The sequence below is a fragment of the Massilia sp. BAP21 genome (assembly GCF_057801335.1).
The window spans coordinates 1,990,243-2,007,960 of sequence record NZ_CM173596.1 but is presented as its reverse complement, the minus strand read 5'-3'; the positions used below and the strand labels follow the sequence as shown (position 1 = coordinate 2,007,960).

General features: G+C 62.8%; 15 protein-coding genes. 3 read left to right on the top strand and 12 right to left on the bottom strand.

Going from position 1 to position 17,718, the window contains the following annotated elements:
* Nucleotides 1-77: 77 nt before the first annotated feature.
* Nucleotides 78-848, bottom strand: a complete 771-nt coding sequence (locus tag ACWYRN_RS08805) for a sulfite exporter TauE/SafE family protein (protein ID WP_488692042.1) — start codon at nt 846-848, stop codon at nt 78-80.
* Between the two features lie 141 nt (nt 849-989).
* Between ACWYRN_RS08805 and ACWYRN_RS08800 the strand changes: the two genes are divergently transcribed.
* On the top strand, nt 990-2,147 hold the full coding sequence (locus tag ACWYRN_RS08800) for an iron-containing alcohol dehydrogenase (RefSeq protein WP_488692041.1): 1,158 nt from the start codon (nt 990-992) through the stop codon (nt 2,145-2,147).
* An 18-nt stretch (nt 2,148-2,165) separates the two neighbouring features.
* Here ACWYRN_RS08800 and ACWYRN_RS08795 read toward each other — a convergent pair whose 3' ends face one another.
* From ACWYRN_RS08795 to ACWYRN_RS08755, 9 genes are all read right to left on the bottom strand, one after another.
* Entirely contained in the window at nt 2,166-3,023 is an 858-nt protein-coding gene (locus tag ACWYRN_RS08795) for an alpha/beta fold hydrolase (RefSeq protein ID WP_488692040.1), read from the bottom strand.
* Nucleotides 3,024-3,033: 10 nt separating this feature from the next.
* A complete protein-coding gene (locus ACWYRN_RS08790; protein WP_488692039.1) occupies nt 3,034-4,056 on the bottom strand; it encodes a branched-chain amino acid ABC transporter permease in 1,023 nt (340 codons plus the stop codon).
* 2 nt (nt 4,057-4,058) lie between these two features.
* Nucleotides 4,059-4,943: a branched-chain amino acid ABC transporter permease gene (locus tag ACWYRN_RS08785; RefSeq protein ID WP_488692038.1), complete on the bottom strand. Its 885-nt coding sequence runs from the start codon at nt 4,941-4,943 to the stop codon at nt 4,059-4,061.
* 211 nt (nt 4,944-5,154) lie between these two features.
* Nucleotides 5,155-6,366, bottom strand: a complete 1,212-nt coding sequence (locus ACWYRN_RS08780; protein WP_229436244.1) for an ABC transporter substrate-binding protein — start codon at nt 6,364-6,366, stop codon at nt 5,155-5,157.
* A gap of 63 nt (nt 6,367-6,429) precedes the next feature.
* Nucleotides 6,430-7,137: an ABC transporter ATP-binding protein gene (locus ACWYRN_RS08775; RefSeq protein ID WP_488692037.1), complete on the bottom strand. Its 708-nt coding sequence runs from the start codon at nt 7,135-7,137 to the stop codon at nt 6,430-6,432.
* On the bottom strand, nt 7,134-7,907 hold the full coding sequence (locus ACWYRN_RS08770) for an ABC transporter ATP-binding protein (RefSeq protein WP_488692036.1): 774 nt from the start codon (nt 7,905-7,907) through the stop codon (nt 7,134-7,136). The genes ACWYRN_RS08775 and ACWYRN_RS08770 overlap by 4 nt, the downstream gene beginning before the upstream one ends.
* A gap of 303 nt (nt 7,908-8,210) precedes the next feature.
* Nucleotides 8,211-9,869, bottom strand: coding sequence for a GMC family oxidoreductase (locus tag ACWYRN_RS08765; protein ID WP_488692035.1), 1,659 nt, complete (start codon nt 9,867-9,869; stop codon nt 8,211-8,213).
* A 13-nt stretch (nt 9,870-9,882) separates the two neighbouring features.
* The gene (locus tag ACWYRN_RS08760) at nt 9,883-10,917 is read right to left on the bottom strand and encodes an NAD(P)H-dependent flavin oxidoreductase (RefSeq protein WP_488692034.1); all 1,035 of its coding nucleotides are present in this window, start codon (nt 10,915-10,917) and stop codon (nt 9,883-9,885) included.
* A 181-nt stretch (nt 10,918-11,098) separates the two neighbouring features.
* Complete coding sequence (locus tag ACWYRN_RS08755) at nt 11,099-13,177, bottom strand: TonB-dependent receptor domain-containing protein (protein ID WP_488692033.1); 2,079 nt, start codon at nt 13,175-13,177, stop codon at nt 11,099-11,101.
* Between the two features lie 471 nt (nt 13,178-13,648).
* Between ACWYRN_RS08755 and ACWYRN_RS08750 the strand changes: the two genes are divergently transcribed.
* A complete protein-coding gene (locus ACWYRN_RS08750; RefSeq protein WP_488692032.1) occupies nt 13,649-14,323 on the top strand; it encodes a winged helix-turn-helix domain-containing protein in 675 nt (224 codons plus the stop codon).
* 114 nt (nt 14,324-14,437) lie between these two features.
* Here ACWYRN_RS08750 and ACWYRN_RS08745 read toward each other — a convergent pair whose 3' ends face one another.
* The gene (locus ACWYRN_RS08745) at nt 14,438-14,893 is read right to left on the bottom strand and encodes a hypothetical protein (RefSeq protein WP_488692031.1); all 456 of its coding nucleotides are present in this window, start codon (nt 14,891-14,893) and stop codon (nt 14,438-14,440) included.
* Nucleotides 14,894-15,800: 907 nt separating this feature from the next.
* On the opposite strand from ACWYRN_RS08745, the gene ACWYRN_RS08740 reads away from it, so the two are divergent.
* The gene (locus ACWYRN_RS08740; protein WP_488692030.1) at nt 15,801-16,568 is read left to right on the top strand and encodes a 5'-methylthioadenosine/adenosylhomocysteine nucleosidase; all 768 of its coding nucleotides are present in this window, start codon (nt 15,801-15,803) and stop codon (nt 16,566-16,568) included.
* A 7-nt stretch (nt 16,569-16,575) separates the two neighbouring features.
* Here ACWYRN_RS08740 and ald read toward each other — a convergent pair whose 3' ends face one another.
* Nucleotides 16,576-17,691, bottom strand: coding sequence for an alanine dehydrogenase (ald, locus tag ACWYRN_RS08735; protein WP_488692029.1), 1,116 nt, complete (start codon nt 17,689-17,691; stop codon nt 16,576-16,578).
* Nucleotides 17,692-17,718: the final 27 nt, after the last annotated feature.

Genomic DNA, 17,718 nt, shown 5'->3' with positions numbered 1-17,718 from the left:
AAACAATCGGGCCGCTGCGACGTAAAAAAAGCCGGTTGGGCCGGCTTTTGTTCCACGTGAAACAAGTCAGTTAAGCCTCAGCTGAACCACCTGACAATGGCATCGAAACCCGTCTTGACGATCAGCACTGAGACCACGACCAGGAACAGCTTGCGCACGAAAGCACTGCCGTGCTGGATTGCCAGCCTGGTGCCAACCAAGGAACCCGCCACCTGGCACACCGCCATCAGCAAGCCCAACTGCCACAAGATGTGTCCGCTGTAACCGAACCACATCAGGGCCGACAAATTGCAGGCGACGTTCACGATCTTCGCGGCCGCCGAAGCGCTGAGGAAATCGAAGCCGAAGAAGCGCACGTACAGGAAGATCAGGAAGCTGCCCGTACCCGGGCCGAAGAAACCGTCGTAGAAACCGATGGCCGCACCCATGCCGATTGCCCACCAGCGCTCGGCCGACCCACTGTGCACCGGCGCATGCACCGAGCCCAGGTCTTTCTTGCGGAAGGTATAGATGGCCACCGCCAGCAGGACCAACGGCAGCAGGCTGCGCACGAAGTCGCCCGGCACACGGGTCACGGTCCAGGCGCCGACAAAGGACAGGGCAAACGCCGCCAGTGCCGCCGGCGCCGCCGCGCTCCATGCCACCCTTACACGCTGGGCATATTTCAGCGCCGCCGCGCTCGTGCCGAAAATGCTGGCCAGCTTGTTGGTGCCGAGCAGCGTCGCCGGCACTTCCTTCGGCAACACGGAAAAGATCGCCGGCACCTGGATCAGCCCGCCACCGCCGACCACCGCATCCACCAGCCCCGCCAGGAAGGCGGCGCCGCCCAGCCATACAAAGTCAATCATCGACTGCTTTCAAAACTTGGAAAGGTGAAATTGTACGCATGATCTTGCCAAGCAGTGCAGCGCGGCCCTGGCCGCCTGCCCATCGTCGCAGCCCGGCCATTCTGGTGTAAGCTAAGCCGATAACAACACCGGAACGAGACCATGACCGACTTTGCCTTCAGCACCGTTGCCAGCATCCTTTCCGAGACCGGGGCCGCCGCCCGCCTCGGCGAGATCGTCCGCGAACGCTTCCCCGGCGCGCGCCGCGCCCTGGTCGTCACCGACGCCGGATTCCTGCGCACCGGCCTGGCCGAACTCCCCTGCCTGGATTTGCAGCGCCACGGTTTTACCGTCACCCTCTACTCCCGCGTGGTGGCCGACCCGCCCGAAGACGTGGTGATCGATGCGGTGCGCTTCGCCCAGGAAAACGACACCGACCTGGTCATCGGCCTCGGTGGCGGCAGCTCGATGGACGTCGCCAAGCTGATCGCCATCCTGGCCACCGGCGAACAACAGCTCGCCGACATCTACGGCATCGGCAAGGTCAGCGGATCGCGCCTGCCGCTGGTGCAGGTGCCGACCACTGCCGGCACCGGTTCGGAAGTGACCAACATCGCCATCGTGACGACCGGCGCCACCACCAAGATGGGCGTGGTCGCGCCCCAGCTCTACGCCGACATCGCCATCCTGGACGCGACGCTGACCCTGGGCCTGCCGCCGATGGTGACCGCCGCCACCGGCATCGACGCCATGGTCCACGCGATCGAAGCCTATACCAGCAAGCACAAGAAGAATCCGATGTCGGACACCCTGGCGCGCCAGGCACTCGAGCTACTCTCGAAAAACCTGATTCCCGCCTGTGAAAACGGTAGCCGCCTGCCGGCACGCCAGGCGATGCTGCTCGGCGCCTGCCTGGCCGGCCAGGCCTTCTCGAACGCGCCGGTGGCGGCGGTGCACGCGCTGGCCTACCCGGTGGGCGGCATCTTCCACGTGCCGCATGGCCTGTCGAACTCGCTGGTGCTGCCGCATGTGCTGCGTTTCAATGCGCCGGAAGCGGCGCCGCTGTATGCGGAGCTGGCGGCGATTGCGGTGCCGCAGGCCAGCGGCAGCGAGGAAGCGCGCACCGAAGCACTGGTCGCGGCGATGCAGCAGACGGCCCGCATCACGGGCATCCAGACCACGCTGCAACAAGTGGGAATCCATGAAAGCGACTTGGACCGGCTGGCGGACGACGCCATGCTCCAGACCCGCCTGCTGGGGAATAATCCGCGCACCCTGACGCGCGCGGATGCGCGGGCGATCTACGCCGCCGCGCTGTAGCGCATCACAAGGTAAAAATCACACCTCGGCCGCTGCCGCGCGGGACTGCGGCACGGCCGCAAAGAAGTCGAGCAGCAAGGCATTCAGGCGATCGGCGGCCGTCAGTTGCAGCCAGTGGTCGGCACCGTCGATGCGCTCGTAGCGGAAACCGGCGCTTGCAAACTGCGCCGAGTCGCGCATCTGTTCTTCGGTCAGCGCCGCATCGCGGCTGCTCCACACACCCATGACCGGCACCGAGACCGGATCGGCCTTCCCGCCGGGCAGCATCATGCGCGGCACATTCGCACGGTAATAGTTCAAGGCTGCCGTCAGGCGGCCCGGCTCACGCAGGTTGCGGCGCCAGACATCGTATTGCGTCGGTTCCTTGGTGAAGCTGCGCATTGCCTGGAAATCGTTGAAGCTCAGCGATTGCTCGGGCAGGAAAGGCACCATGAACCACAGCATGTAGCTACTGCGCAGGCGTTGCATGATGCCGGCGCGCGCAAATGCGGCCGGGTGTCCGACCGACAGCGCCACGTATTGCTCGAAGCGCTCCGGCGCGCGCATGCACAGCAGCCAGCCGATCAGCGCGCCCCAGTCATGGCCGACCAGGCGTGCCTTCTGGATGCCGAGATGGTCGAGCAGGGACAGCATGTCGTCGCAGATGTATCTGGTGCGGTAGGCCGATACGGCCGTCGGCGCATCGGTCTGGCCATAGCCGCGCATGTCGGGCACGATCACGCGGTAGCCGGCGTTCACCAGCGGACCGACCTGCTTGCGCCAGACCAGGTGGGTATCGGGGAAGCCGTGCATCAACAGCACGGCCGGCCCCTCCCCCGCAGTCATCACATGCATGCGCAAGCCGTTCACGCTCAGAATCTGCGAGGTTTCCTTCATACGATTTCTCCTATGCGATTTCCCTGTCGGCATTCACGACACTCGGCTTCATTGTGCCCGGCTTCTTGCGGGCACGGCGCTCGAACAGCGCGCCGATCTCGCCGACGATGCCGCGGCGGAACAGCAGCACGCAGACGATGAAGATCAGGCCGGTCACCATGCCCACCGATTCGCCCAGCGACGAGAACCATTCGATGCCCGTGGTCTCGGCCAGCGCGGTGCCGACTTCGCCCAGCTTGTTTTCCAGCGCCACGATGATAAAGGCGCCGATGATGGGCCCGGCCATGGTGCCCATGCCGCCGACCAGGGTCATCAACACGACCAGGCCGGACATGGTCCAATGCACGTCGGTCAGCGTCTCGAAGCCCAGCACCAGGGTCTTGGTGGCGCCGGCCAGGCCGGTCAGCGCGGCCGACAGCACAAAGGCGAGCAGCTTGTAGCGGTCGGCGTCGTAGCCGAGAGAGATGGCGCGCGGCTCGTTTTCCTTGATGGCTTTCAGCACCTGGCCGAAGGGCGAATGCACGGTGCGCACGATCAGGGCGAAGCCGAACACGAAGATGGCCAGCACCACGTAATACAGGGTCAAGTCGCTCGACAAATCGACCAGCCCCAGCAGCTTGCCGCGCGGCACACCCTGCAAGCCGTCCTCGCCGTGGGTATAAGGGCTGCGCAGCGCGGCGAAGTACACCATCTGCGCCAGCGCCAGGGTGATCATGGAAAAATAGATGCCCTGGCGGCGGATCGCCAGCGAACCGATCACCAGCCCCAGCACGGCGCTGGCCGCCACGCCGGCCAGGATGCCGAGTTCGGGCGACAGGCCGACGTTTGCCAGCAAATGGCCGGTCACGTAACCGGCGCTGCCGAAGAAGGCGGCATGACCGAACGACAGCAGCCCGGTGAAGCCGATCAGCAGATTGAAGGCGCAGGCGAACAACGCGAAGCACAGCAGCTTCATCAGGAATACCGGGTAGCCGAAGAACGGCGCCGCCAGCGCGATGGCCAGTGCAATGGCGTACAGGATTTTCTTGTTCATGCTTACTTCTCCTTCCCGAACAGGCCGGCCGGGCGCAGCAGCAGCACGATGACCATCACCACGAACACCACCACCTCGGAACCTTCCGGATAGAACACGCGCGTCAGGCCCTCGATCACGCCCAGCATCAGGCCGGTGATGATGGAGCCGAGGATCGAACCCATGCCGCCGATCACGACCACGGCGAAGACGACGATGATCAGGTTCGAGCCCATCAGCGGCGTGACGTTGATCACCGGTGCGGCCAGCACCCCGGCCAGGCCGGCCAGCGCGACGCCGAAGCCGTAGGTCAGCGTGACCATGCGCGGCACGTTGATGCCGAAGGCCTCGACCAGTTTCGGGTTCTCGGTGCCGGCGCGCAGGTAGGCGCCGAGGCGGGTCTTTTCGATCACGAACCAGGTGCCCAGGCAGACCACCAGCGAGGCAGCCACCACCCAGGCGCGATAGTTCGGCAGGATCATGAAGCCGAGGTCGGTGGCGCCGGCCAGTTGCTCCGGCACGTCCAGGGTCTGGCCCGAAACGCCGAAGAAGGAGCGGAACACGCCTTCGAGCAGCAGCGTGATGCCGAAGGTCAGCAGCAGGCCGTACAAATGGTCGAGTTTATAAAGCCAGCGCAGCATGGTCTTTTCGACCGCGATGCCGAAGGCGCCGACGACGAGCGGCGCGAGCACCAGCATCATCCAGTAGTTCAGCTCGTAGTTATTGACGCCGATGAAGGCGATAAAGGCGCCCATCATGTACAGGGCGCCGTGGGAAAAGTTGATGACGTTCAGCAGGCCGAAGATGACGGCCAGGCCGAGCGAGAGCATCGCGTAAAAGGAGCCGTTGACCAGTCCCAGCAGCAGCTGGGACATCAGGGCTTGCAGGGGGACTCCGAAGATTTCCATAGGCACCAGGGGTATCGGGGTGGGCGTTCAAATCACGCCGGCATGATGGCGATGCCGGTTTGTGCGGCGGTGATGCGAAGTATCGTTGGACGCGTGGACGGGGAACCCGTCCACCCTACTTCTTCGCATGTCGGTAGGGTGGACGGCTTGCCGTCCACGCGTTCAGATCACGCGTGCGTTACGAGGTACTTTTTTAAACAATGACGACTGATTACTTCCACGCCGCGCACTTGGTCTCGGCCTTGGTCGTGTACGCCTGATCGCCCGGAATCGTCGACACGACCTTGTAGTAATCCCACGGCCCTTTCGATTCCTTCGGCGTCTTCACCTGCATCAGGTACATGTCGTAGACCATGCGGCCATCCGGACGGATCACGCCGTTCTTGGCGAACATGTCGTTGATCTTGGTCGCCTTCAGGTGTTCCATGATCTTGGTCGAATCGTCGGTGCCGGTTGCCTTCACCGCGTTCAGGTAGTTCGTGGTCGCCGAATAGTCGGCCGCCTGCAGCATCGACGGCTGCTTCTTCATCTTGGCAAAATAACGCTTCGACCAGGCGCGGGTGTCGGCGTTCTGGTCCCAGTACCAGCCGTCGGTCAGGTACATGCCTTGGGTGGTTTTCAGGCCCAGGGTGTGGACGTCGTTGATGAACACCAGCAGGCCGGCGATCTTCATCTTCGAGGTCAGGCCGAATTCGTTGGCGGCCTTGATCGAGTTGATGGTGTCGCCGCCGGCGTTGGCCAGGCCCAGCACCTGCGCCTTCGAGGATTGCGCCTGCAGCAGGAAGGACGAGAAGTCCGAAGCCGACAGCGGGTGCTTCACGCTGCCCAGCACCGTGCCGCCGTTCTTTTTCACGACAGCCGTGGTATCGCCTTCGAGCGACTGGCCGAAGGCGTAGTCGGCGGTCAGGAAGTACCAGCTCTTGCCGCCCTGCTTCAGCACGGCCGATCCGGTGCCGCGCGCCAGCGCCACGGTGTCGTAGGCGTAGTGCACGGTATAGGGCGAGCACTGTTCGTTGGTCAGCTGAGCGGTGCCGGCGCCGATCGAGATGAAGACCTTTTTCTTTTCCGCCGCGACTTTCGCCATGGCCAGGCTGGCGCCCGAGTTGGTACCGCCGATCAGCATGTCGACGCCCTGCTGGTCGAACCATTCGCGCGCCTTGGAGGCGGCGATGTCCGGCTTGTTCTGGTGGTCGGCGACCATGAACTGGATCTTCTTGCCGTTTACGGCGCCGCCCAGGTCGGCAATCGCCATGCGCACGGCTTCGGCGCCGCCGTTGCCGTCGACGTCGGAATAGACGCCAGACAGGTCGGTGATCATGCCGATCTTGATGGTGTCGCCGCTGATCTGGGCGTGGGCCGGCAGCGTGAAGCCTGCGGTGGCGAAGGCGGCGGCGGTGGCGAGGGCGAGGGTTGTGCGTTTCATCTTGTCTCCGTTGTTGTATGTGAAGCGTTGAAGCATGAAAGCGTTAAAAGCTGCCCGGGTGGTCTAGACTCCGAGCAGTTCGGTGAGGACGGGCATGCGTGCGTCGAGTTCGCTTGATGCGATGGTCTCGACGATCTGCCCGTGCTCGACCACGTGGAACCGGTCCGCCAGCGGTGCGGCGAAGCGGAAATTCTGTTCGACCATGACGATCGTGTAGCCCTTGTTCTTGAGCGTCGTGATCATGCGCGCCAGGGTTTGCACGATGACCGGCGCCAGCCCTTCCGAGATTTCGTCGAGCAGCAGCAAACGCGCGCCCGTGCGCAGGATGCGCGCCACCGCCAGCATCTGCTGCTCGCCACCGGACAGGCGCGTGCCCTGGCTGTGGCGGCGCTCGTACAGGTTGGGGAACATCTCGTAGATCTCGTCGAGCGACATCGCGGTGCCAGCCTTTGGCAGCACGGGGGGCAGCAGCAGGTTTTCCTCGGCCGACAGCGAGGCGAAGATGCCCCGCTCTTCCGGGCAATAGCCGACCCCGAGGTGGGCGATGCGGTGGGTCGGCATGCCGATCGACTCGGTGCCGTTGACCTTGATCGAGCCGGTGCGGCGCCCGGTCAGGCCCATGATGGCGCGCAGCGTGGTGGTGCGGCCGGCGCCATTGCGGCCCAGCAGGGTCACGACTTCGCCCTGGGCTACCGTAAAACCGATGTCGTGCAGGATGTGCGATTCGCCGTACCAGGCCTGCAGGTTGCGGATCTCGAGTGCTGCCGTCATGAATGCGCTCCTTCGAGTTCGCCGTCCGCCGTGCCCATGTAGGCCTGCATTACCTGCGGGTTCTTCGAGACCTCGGCATAGCTGCCTTCGGCCAGCATGGCGCCGCGCTGCAGCACCGAGATGCGGTCGCAGATCCCGGACACGACGTTCATGTTGTGTTCGACCATGAGGATGGTACGGCCCGCCGAGACCTTCTTGATCAGCTCGGTCACGCGGTGCACGTCTTCGTGGCCCATGCCCTGGGTCGGCTCGTCGAGCAGCATGAGTTCCGGTTCCATCGCCAGCGTGGTGGCGATCTCGAGCGCACGCTTGCGGCCGTAAGGCAAATCCGCGGTGACGGTATCGGCAAAGCCTTCGAGGTCGACCTCGGCCAGCAGCGCCATCGCGCGCGCGTTCAGGCGGTCGAGCGAGCCTTCGCTGCGCCAGAAATGGAAGCTGGTGCCGAGCCCGCGCTGCAGGCCGATGCGCACATTCTGCAGCACAGTCAGGTGCGGGAAGACCGCGGAAATCTGGAAGGAACGGATGATGCCCATGCGCGCAATCTGCGCGGGTTTCAGTCCCGTGATGTCCTTGCCGTTGAACAGGATCTGGCCGGACGATGGGATCAGGAATTTGGTAAGCAGATTGAAACAGGTGGTCTTGCCGGCGCCGTTCGGGCCGATCAAGGCGTGGATATGGCCACGCTGCACCTGCAGGTCCACGCCATTCACGGCGGTGAAACCCTTGAACTCCTTGGTGAGGCGCTTTGTCTCAAGAATGACGTCTGTCATTGTGTCTCCGGTACGTTTTACACGTGCTGCCTCGACAACCAATCAGCCTATCTGCGTAGACTCTTGACGGATATTACACAGAAGAGTTGTAGTGGACAATACAACACAGCCTTTGTGCGCCGCTGCACAGGCTGGGTAGTTTTGCGCACCCGGTGTGCATATTTGCACCATGCCGTTTCGTGTTTCGCGCTGCGGACGAGATCGCGCAAACCTGCTGATAAATGCACTTGGACGGTGCGCAAAACGTCAGTGAACCACACAGCGTAAGCACCGGGTACCTGGGCGCCCTGCCCGGCGTACGCGTCAGACGGTCGCCAGCGCCGGCCGCTCTACCGCTTCCCGCGCATCCGCCGCGATCATCTGCGCCGCCTTTTCCGCAATCATCAGGGTCGGCGAATTCGTGTTCCCCGAGGTAATAAAGGGCATGATCGACGCATCCACCACGCGCAAACCGTCGACCCCGATCACGCGCAATTCGCTGTCGACCACCGCTGCCGGATCGTCGCGCCGCCCCATGCGGCAGGTGCCCACCGGATGGAAAATCGTGGTCCCGATCAGTCCCGCCGCCTGCGCCAGTTCTTCCTCGGTCTGGAAGCGCGGCCCCGGCTTGAACTCTTCCGGCCGGTATTTCGCCAGCGCCGGCGCTGCCACGATGCGCCGCGTCAGCGCCAGCGCCTGCGCCGCCGTGCGCCGGTCGGCGTCGGTGCTCAGGTAGTTCGGCGTGATCTTCGGCGGCGCATAACTGTCGTTTGACGCAATGCGCACATGTCCGCGCGAAGTCGGCCGCAAATTGCACACGCTGGCCGTGAATGCCGGAAAACCGTGCAAGGGATCGCCGAACTTTTCCAGCGACAGCGGCTGCACGTGGTACTGCAAATTCGGCGTCGCTTCTTCGGGACCCGAGCGCGCAAAGGCGCCCAGCTGCGAGGGCGCCATCGACATCGGTCCGCTACGGAACAGCGCGTACTCCATGCCGATCTTCATCTTGCCGAACCAGCTGGCGGCGCTGGTGTTCAGCGTTTTTACGCCCGTTACCTTGTAGACCATGCGCAGCTGCAGGTGGTCTTGCAGGTTTTCGCCCACGCCTGGCGCATCCACGACCGGCCCGATGCCGTGACGCTGCAGGCTGGCCGCCGGCCCGATGCCGGACAGTTGCAGGATGTGCGGCGAGCCGATCGCGCCCGCCGCCAGCAGGGTTTCGCGGTGCGCCGTTGCAGTAAAGGCGCGGCCGCCGCCGGTGAACTGCACACCCCTGCACACCTTGCCTTGCGGCCCGTCTTCGATCAGCAAACGTTCCACGTGGCAGCCCGTCATGATGGTGAGATTCGGGCGCTGCGCCGCCGGTTTCAAAAAGGCTTTCGCCGTATTCAGGCGGATGCCGCGGCGCTGGTTCACTTCGAAATAGGACGAGCCGGCGTTGTCACCGGTATTGAAATCGTCGATTTTCGCGATGCCGACTTCGGCCGCCGCATCGCGGAAGGCATCCAGGATTTTCCACGACAGTCTCTGCTTTTCCACGCGCCACTCGCCGCCGGCGCCATGCAGTTCGCTGGCGCCGAGGTAATGGTCTTCGCTCTTCTTGAACAGCGGCAGCACCCGGTCCCAGCGCCAGGAATCGTCGCCGGATTCGACTGCCCAGCGGTCGTAGTCGCCCTTCTGCCCGCGCATGTAGATCATGCCGTTGATCGAGGAACTGCCGCCGAGTACTTTCCCGCGCGGATAGATCAGGGCACGCCCGCCCAGGCCCGGGTCGGGTTCGGTATTGAACAGCCAGTCGGTGCGCGGGTTGCCGATGCAGTGCAAATAGCCGACCGGGATGTGGATCCACAGGTAATCGTCACGCGCGCCGGCTTCGATCAGCAGCACGTTGACGTGTTTGTTGCGGGTCAGGCGATTGGCCAATACGCAGCCCGAGGTGCCGCCGCCGACAATGATGTAGTCGTATTCTCCAGCCGTTTCCACGCAGGGTCTCCTGTCAGGACTGCAGTTCGGATGCCAATAATGCGATCAATTGTTCAGCCGGCATGGGACGTGCGCGCGCCACGCCGGTGCCGGCCCAGAGCGACATCAGCTCGGTGTCGTTGCTCGTTGCGGCGGCGGCGCGGATGCTGCCGGTCAAGGCGTTCTGCACCGGGTAAGGCGGCACCTGCGCTTCCACCGGCGCCATCTGGCGCATGAAGCGGTTCTCGATGCCGCGCGCGTAACGGCCGGAAAAGCTGCGCGTCAGGCGGGTCGGCTGGCCTTCGGCCTCGATCAGGCGCTGCTTGTAGGCGGGGTGGATGCCGGATTCAATGGTGACGAGAAAGGCCGTACCCATCTGCACCGCCGCGGCGCCCAGCGCCAGCGCCGCCTTGATATCGTTGCCGTCCATGATGCCGCCGGCGGCGATCACGGGGATGTCCACCGCCTGCGCCACTGCCGGCCAGAGTTCGCGGGCGGTCAATGTGGCGTCTTCCTGGCGGCCGATGAAGGTGCCGCGGTGGCCTCCGGCCTCGATGCCGGAGGCGATCACGGCATCGGCGCCGATGCTTTGCCAGGCCAGCGCTTCATCGACCGTGGTGACAGTGCCGATGGCCAGGATGCCGGCCGCGTGCAGGCGCTCGACCTGGACGGCGTCGAGGATGCCGAAGGTGAAGCTGGCCGCGGCCGGGCGCAGGTCGAGCAGGGTTTCGAACTGGGCGTCGAAGTCTTCGCACCATTGCTTCGGTTGCGGGAGTGCGCTCCAGCCCAGGCTTTCCCAGACGGGGCGCAGCAGTTCGGCGCCGCGTTCGACTTCCTCGCTCGACGGCGTGGGAGTGCGCTGGACGAAGAAATTCAGGAGGAAAGCTTGGGTGGTGAGGCTGCGGATGCGCTCGACCCCGGTGCGCAGGGCGGCCGGGGACAGCAGGGAGCCGGCGAAGGAGCCGAGGGCGCCGGCGTTCGAGACGGCGGCCACCAGTTCGGGCGTGGTGGCGCCGCCGGCCATCGGGCCCTGGATGATCGGCAGCCTGAACAGCGAACTGAACTCCATACGGCATCCTTCCGGAAAGCGACGCAATTAAGCGATTCAATGAAGCAAAGCTTACCAGATCGCAAAACGGGTGGCGGAAATGCGAAAACTTCAACTTGCGGAAGCGTTTCGACTTCCAACCGTGCTATACCGCGTGGGCACAAGTGCCCACCCTACGAAAATCCAATAGCGGGCTCAAGCATCAGAAGCTGTTGTTCAAGCCAATCCACACCCGGCGCCCATCGCCCACGGTGTTGTAGGTCAAATCGTCCAGCTGCTTGTCGCCGATGTTGTACAGGGCGGCATTCAGGGTGACGCTGCGGTTCACACGGTAGGACACGCCGGCCTCGACCAGGGTGTAGTCGTCGTACTGGCGCACCCCGTTGGCCAGCAATTGGCCGTTGGTGCCGGTGCGCGCCGCGGCGTTGATTTCCTTGCCGTGGTAATTCGCTGCCGACCACACCGTCAGCCCACGTTTGACCGTCCAGTCCGCGCGCAAGTTCGCCGCGTGTTTCGGGGTGCGGGTCAGGGCGTAGCCGGCGTAGTCGCCGCCCTTCTGCTCGGAATCGGTGTAGGTGTAGTTGGCGCTGACGTTCAGCGCGCGCGAGGGTTTGTAGCGCGCCGTCAGTTCTACGCCGCGAATCGTTGCGTTGTCGATGTTGTAGCTGTACCAGAGGCGGTAGTTCGGGTCTTCCGACCAGCGCGCCGGCACGCCGGGCGAGGCGTAGATCAGGGCATTCGCGACCTTGTCCTTGAAGTCGGTATAGAACACGGTGGCGCCGCCGGTCCAGCCGCGCTTGTTGTCGAGGTGGGCGCTGAGTTCGTAGTTGGTGCTGGTTTCCGCCTTCAGGTCAGGGTCGCCGATGATCACGCCGCAGGTGCCGTTCGGGCCGTAGGTGCAGCCGCCGCCGCCGGTGGTGTAGGCGTAGCCCGGCGCGATGGTGCGGATGTCTGGTGCGCGGAAGCCTTTCGAGATGCCGCCCTTGACGGTCATCATGTCGTTTGCGTGCCAGACCACGTAGCCGCGCGGGCTCCATTCCTTGCCGTAGATTTCGTGGTCGTCCAGGCGCAGGCCGCCAGTCAGCGACACGGTGCCGGTGAGTTTCCATTCGTCTTCGGCAAACAGCGCCTGCTGCTTGACGTTGAAGTGCTCGTCGACGCCGGTGCGGCGGCCCGGGTTCTGGTCGGTCAGTTTCGCTTCGTTCCACTGTGCGCCCACCACCAGCGAATGCGCACCCAGCGGCATGTTCAGCTTGGCATCGAAGACAGTGTTCTCGATTTTCGGCGCGCGCACATTCGCCACGAAGTCGCCGGCGTTGTTTTGCGTATAGGCCCAGCGCTGCGCCGATTCATGCTGCAGCGAGATTTCCGACTTGCCGATGCCCCAGCGGCCGTCGTGCGAAATCGAATAATGGTTGCGCTTGTGCTTGTTGTAGGTGTTGGCGGCGGTTGCGGCCAGCGTTTCGCCGCCGGACGCATGACGGCGCACGTCGGTGACGCCGCCTTCGACCATGACGGTGTGATCGGTATTCGGCGTGAATGCCAGGCGCGCGTTCAGGTCGCGGTCCTTGGCGCCGGTGAAGCCGGCCAGGATCGCGTCTTCGTCGCGCTTGTACTGCTTGCCCCAGATCTGCAGGCCGACGGTATCAAGCTTGATCGGGCCGCTCAGGTAGAACCGGGCCTGGTAAGAATCGCCCGATTCGCTGTGTTCCTGCAACGTGGTGTCGAAGCCGAGCGAGCCGCCCCACTCCTGCGCCACCTTGCGCGTGATGATGTTGATCACGCCGCCCATCGCATCCGAACCGTAGAGCGAGGACATCGGGCCGCGCACGACTTCGATGCGCTCGATCGCTTCCAGAGGCGGAATGAAACTTTGCTCGAAGCCCGAATTGCCATTGGTGCGCGCGTCACGCGTGCTCTGGCGCTTGCCGTCGACCAGGATCAGGGTGTACGAACCCGGCAGGCCGCGCATGAGGATGTCTTTTTCGTTGGTCGAGCCGGTGATGCTCACGCCTTCCAGGTCGCGCAGGGCGTCGGTCAGGTCGCGGAAGGGGCGCTTGTCGAGTTCGGCACGGGTGATCACGCTGATGCTGGCCGGCGCGTCGGCGATCTGCTGCTCGAAACCAGCGGCGGTGACGACGACGGTGGCCATCCGGCCTTCTTCGGTGCCGGCGCTGGTGCTGATGGCCGCATCGCCAGCGACAGCGGCGGCGGCATGGGCGGCGCCGAAGACCAGGGTGCCGCAGACGGCAAGGGACATCACACGCAGGGCGGACGGCATGACTTTATTGCTTTTCACTTTTGCTCTCTCTCTATTTACTTTGGAATATTCTTTGGCGCTGCCGGGCAGCGGCGATCCGCTACCTGCCGTCAGACCGGGGTGCAGGCGCCGCAGCGGGCACCGTGTGCCGTACGAACCGCAATCTGGAAACGTATTCGCTCTTGTCTTGTGCGCCAGGCGCCGGCATATCCTGCGATGCAGGCAGACGCTGCCGTAATGCGGCGCTCACCCGTTGGCGCTGGCATCGGCAAGGCGGCCGATGTGAACTTTTCAGCACAAAACATGATGGAACGGCCGACACAGGCGGGCGTGCCTTGTCAAACCCGAAACTTGTAAATGATAATCATTATCATAAACATTTACTTCACGAAAAGTTTGTCAAATTGTGGCAGTGCCGCCGGGAGCAGCTGAAGTAGGGGGGATGTGATGGAAAACAGGAGCCATATCCTGTTGATGGATCCGAACGAGGCAGTGCGCGAACAGCTGGGTAAGCAACTGCGGCTATACGACATGGCGGTGACCGAGGCATGCAACATCGCTGACGCCAGACGCCTGTGCCGGCAACAATGTTTCGACCTCGCGGTGCTGGATTTTCCGTCGCCAGGTGCGGAAACGCTGGCCCTGGTCCGCACGCTGCGGATGAAATCGGGGACGCCGGTCATCCTGCTGGCAAGGCAACAAGACCCGGTACAATTGATCGCGGGTTATGGTAGCGGCGCCGACGACTACATCGTGAAACCCTGCAATCCCTGCGAACTGGTCGTGCGCATTCACGCGGTATTGCGCCGCATGTCGCGCCAGCGGCAAGCGCCTCCTGCCCTGCCTTCCGGCAGTTACCGTTTCGGCGACTGGCTGTTCGACGTCGAACAACGCCAGCTGCGCGGGTTGGAGGACTTGCCTGTTGCGCTCAGCAGCGGGGAATTCCGGCTGTTGCGGGTCTTGCTGGCCCATCCGAATACCGTGCTCAGCCGTGAACGCTTGCTGGAACTTACCGCCGGCACCGATCCGCAAGCGTTCGACCGCAGCATCGACAGCCAGGTCAGCCGCTTGCGCAAGAAAATCGAAACCGATCCGCGCCGGCCGCAACTGCTGAAGACCGTCTGGGGCAATGGCTACATCCTGGCGGCCGACGTGCATCCGGCCTGAAGCGCCAGCCCAGGCGCTTTCCCGGCAATGCTCCACCCAGCACTGCCACGAAAACGGACGCGAACGGCCAGCGCACGCCCTTGCCGGCTTGCGTTTCAGTTCACAACACCTAGCTTACCAGATCGTAAACGCTGCGCCAGAGGGGCCACTGTGGATAAGCTTCTTGATATCCACAGGAACGGATTGTGAAAAAACGCGGCTTTTTCCACGTCCGCGATTGTTGTCCAGATTTGCCACCAGGAACATACAGGGGCAAATCACCGGCTTATACCGCGCGTAAACCGATGATTTCTCGTCCGTTAACCGGCTTATCCACAGAAAAGGGCAGTTGTTAACACTACTACTATCCTTGTATACAGATTTTGGTTGTAAACCTAAGGTGCTTCGCGCTGCGCGCTCGAAAAAAAATTTTTTCGTTGCGAGCTCGACTGTTGGCAGAAAGCTGCACATCACGCCCTGCTCGCCTCCGGCATGCTGGCCCAGGCCGTAAAACGCGCTCTGCTCGCCAACAAGCAGGTTCGGCAAGTCGATGCTGGTCGACCTGGCGCCGCCAACTGTGGACAAGCCCATGTATATCCACAGGAAGGAATGTGCAGAACGGCCGACTTTCACATGCACGCAGAATTTGTACAAAAACCATGCAAGCCAGAAACAAGGTTTGTCCAGCCCATCCGGAAGCACGTAAACCGTTGACGCTGTGGAGAAAAACGGGTTTATCCACAGATGAGGGGGCGTTTACTACTACTACCAACTTTATATCTATCTACTTATTAAGAAGATGAAGTGCGCAAGTGCGGGGGAAAAGCAAAAAAAACCGCCTGCTGTGCTGCAAACGCTGTCGCGTACGCTGCTGAAGAAAGGTTTGGCAAAAAGTCGCGAAGACGCGTTCGCTATCGACTGCGGAAAAAACGACTGCTGAGCACGCGTTTGTTGGAGCCTGCCGAAATCTTGCCGGTCCTGTTTGACCTGGTTTTGTCCGCGCTGTCGAAACGGGACGAAAGGAGATGCCAAACCCGATCGCGATCGCGGCCAGGCTGGAATCGCATCCGCCAGGGGCAAGCTGCCGGCATTGCAGCGCTGCGCCGAATGCGCCCTGCCAGGTAGCGGAGACACTGCTCAACCCCTGTTTTGCCAGCAAAAAGCGGCCTGAAGGCAGTTCGGCTGTGGACAAGCCGCTGGATATGCACAGGATCGGATGTGCAAAAACGACGTCTTGATCGACAAGCCGTTTTTTCTCCAATATCTATGCTGGCTGGATACAATCCTTGTCCAGTCAGTTAGCGCCGGCGTAAACTGCTGATCTTGTGGAGAAAACTCTTCTTATCCACAACAACATCATCGTTTACTATCACTACCAGCTTTATATATACGTTTACTACTGTAAACAGTAAAAAACGCGAACAGCGGGCATCAGTGCCATTTCCAGGGCCTCCAGCTCGTCTGCAGGCTCTTTTTTGAACTCAAAACAAGCAAAAACATGCGTCTAGGGATCATCAGCGCCTTGCACGAAGAACAGCAGGGGCTCGTGGAGGCCATGCAGAGCCCCTACAAGCTCATCCATGGTCAACGCGAGTACTGGCTCGGACAACTCTGGGAAATCGACGCTGTGTGCGTTTTATCGCGTATAGGCAAGGTTGCAGCTGCCATGACAGCGACCACGCTTGTGGAGAAGTTCGGAGTTACGCACATCCTGTTTACCGGCGTTGCCGGCGCCGGCGACAAAACGGTGCAGGTTGGCGACATCGTGGTGGCCGAATCGCTGGTCCAGCACGACATGGATGCCAGTCCCTTGTTCCCGCGCTTCGAGGTGCCGCTGACCGGCCTGACCCACTTCCCTGTCGATCACCAGCTCGGCACGCGTCTGGTCGATGCGGCGCATGGTTTCCTGGACAACGACTTCGACACCGCCATCGATCCGCGCGAAAAATCGGTGTTCGGGCTTACGCGACCGCGCATTCACCGCGGCCTGATTGCCAGCGGCGACCAGTTCATTAACGATGCGCAGCACATCAATGCCTTGAATGCGGCCCTGCCCGGGCTGGTGGCGGTGGAAATGGAAGGTGCGGCGGTGGCCCAGGTCTGCTACGAGCTGGGCCTGCCGTTTGGCGTGATCCGGACGATTTCCGACAACGCCAATGAAAACGCGGCCCATGATTTCATGCGTTTCGTGAAATCAGTGGCCGCGCGTTATGCGTTTCACATCGTCAGGCGCTTCTGCCTGGAGACGGAAAGCACGGTGTCGTAAAGGCGAATCAGTCGAGCAGGGAATCGGCTGGCGTGTAGTCGTAGTTCAGGGCCTCGGCCACGGCCTGGTAGGTGACCTTGCCCTGGCAAACGTTCAGGCCATTGCGCAGGTGAACGTCATCCGCCAATGCCTGGCGCCAGCCCTTGCCCGCCAGCGCCACGGCGTGGCCGATGGTGGCGTTGTTCAGGGCAAAGGTCGAGGTACGGGCCACGGCGCCCGGCATGTTCGCCACGCAGTAATGCACGACGCCGTCGACCACGAAGGTCGGATCGGCATGCGTGGTCGGGTGCGAGGTCTCGAAGCAGCCGCCCTGGTCGATGGCCACGTCCACCACCACCGACCCCTTTTTCATGCGCGCGATCATGTTGCGCGTGACCAGTTTCGGCGCTGCCGCGCCCGGTACCAGCACGCCACCGATGACCAGGTCGGCCGAGAGCACCGCTTCCTCGATCGCATGGGCATTCGAATACAGGGTGGAGATGCGGTTGCCGTAGACCAGGTCGAGCTGGCGCAGGCGGTCGATGTTCTTGTCGAGCACGGTCACGCGGGCGCCGGTGCCTACCGCCATCTGCAGCGCATTCGTGCCGACCACGCCGGCGCCGATGATCACCACGTGGCCTGGCGCCACGCCCGGCACGCCGCCCAGCAGCAGGCCCATGCCGCCTTTCGACTTTTCCAGGTGGGCCGCGCCGGCCTGGATCGCCATGCGCCCCGCCACTTCGCTCATCGGCGCGAGCAAGGGCAAGCCGCCGCCTTGGCCGGTGATGGTTTCGTAGGCAATGCAGACGGCGCCGGAGTGAATGAGCGCCGCGGTCTGCTCGGGATCGGGCGCCAGGTGCAGATAGGTGTAGAGGATCTGGCCTGCGCGCAGCATCGCGCACTCCTGCGGCTGCGGCTCCTTGACCTTGACGATCATGTCGGCGCGCGCAAAGACCTCTTTCGCCGTTTCCACGATGCTGGCGCCGGCGGCCAGGTACTGATCATCAAGCAGACCGATCTCGCTGCCGGCGTTCGTTTGAACAATCACCTGATGCCCCCGTGCGACCAGCTCGTGCACGGAAGGCGGGGTCAAGCCGACCCGGTACTCATGGTTTTTTATCTCTTTTGGAACGCCGACCAGCATGTCTTCCTCCGTTTGTAAGAATAAAAC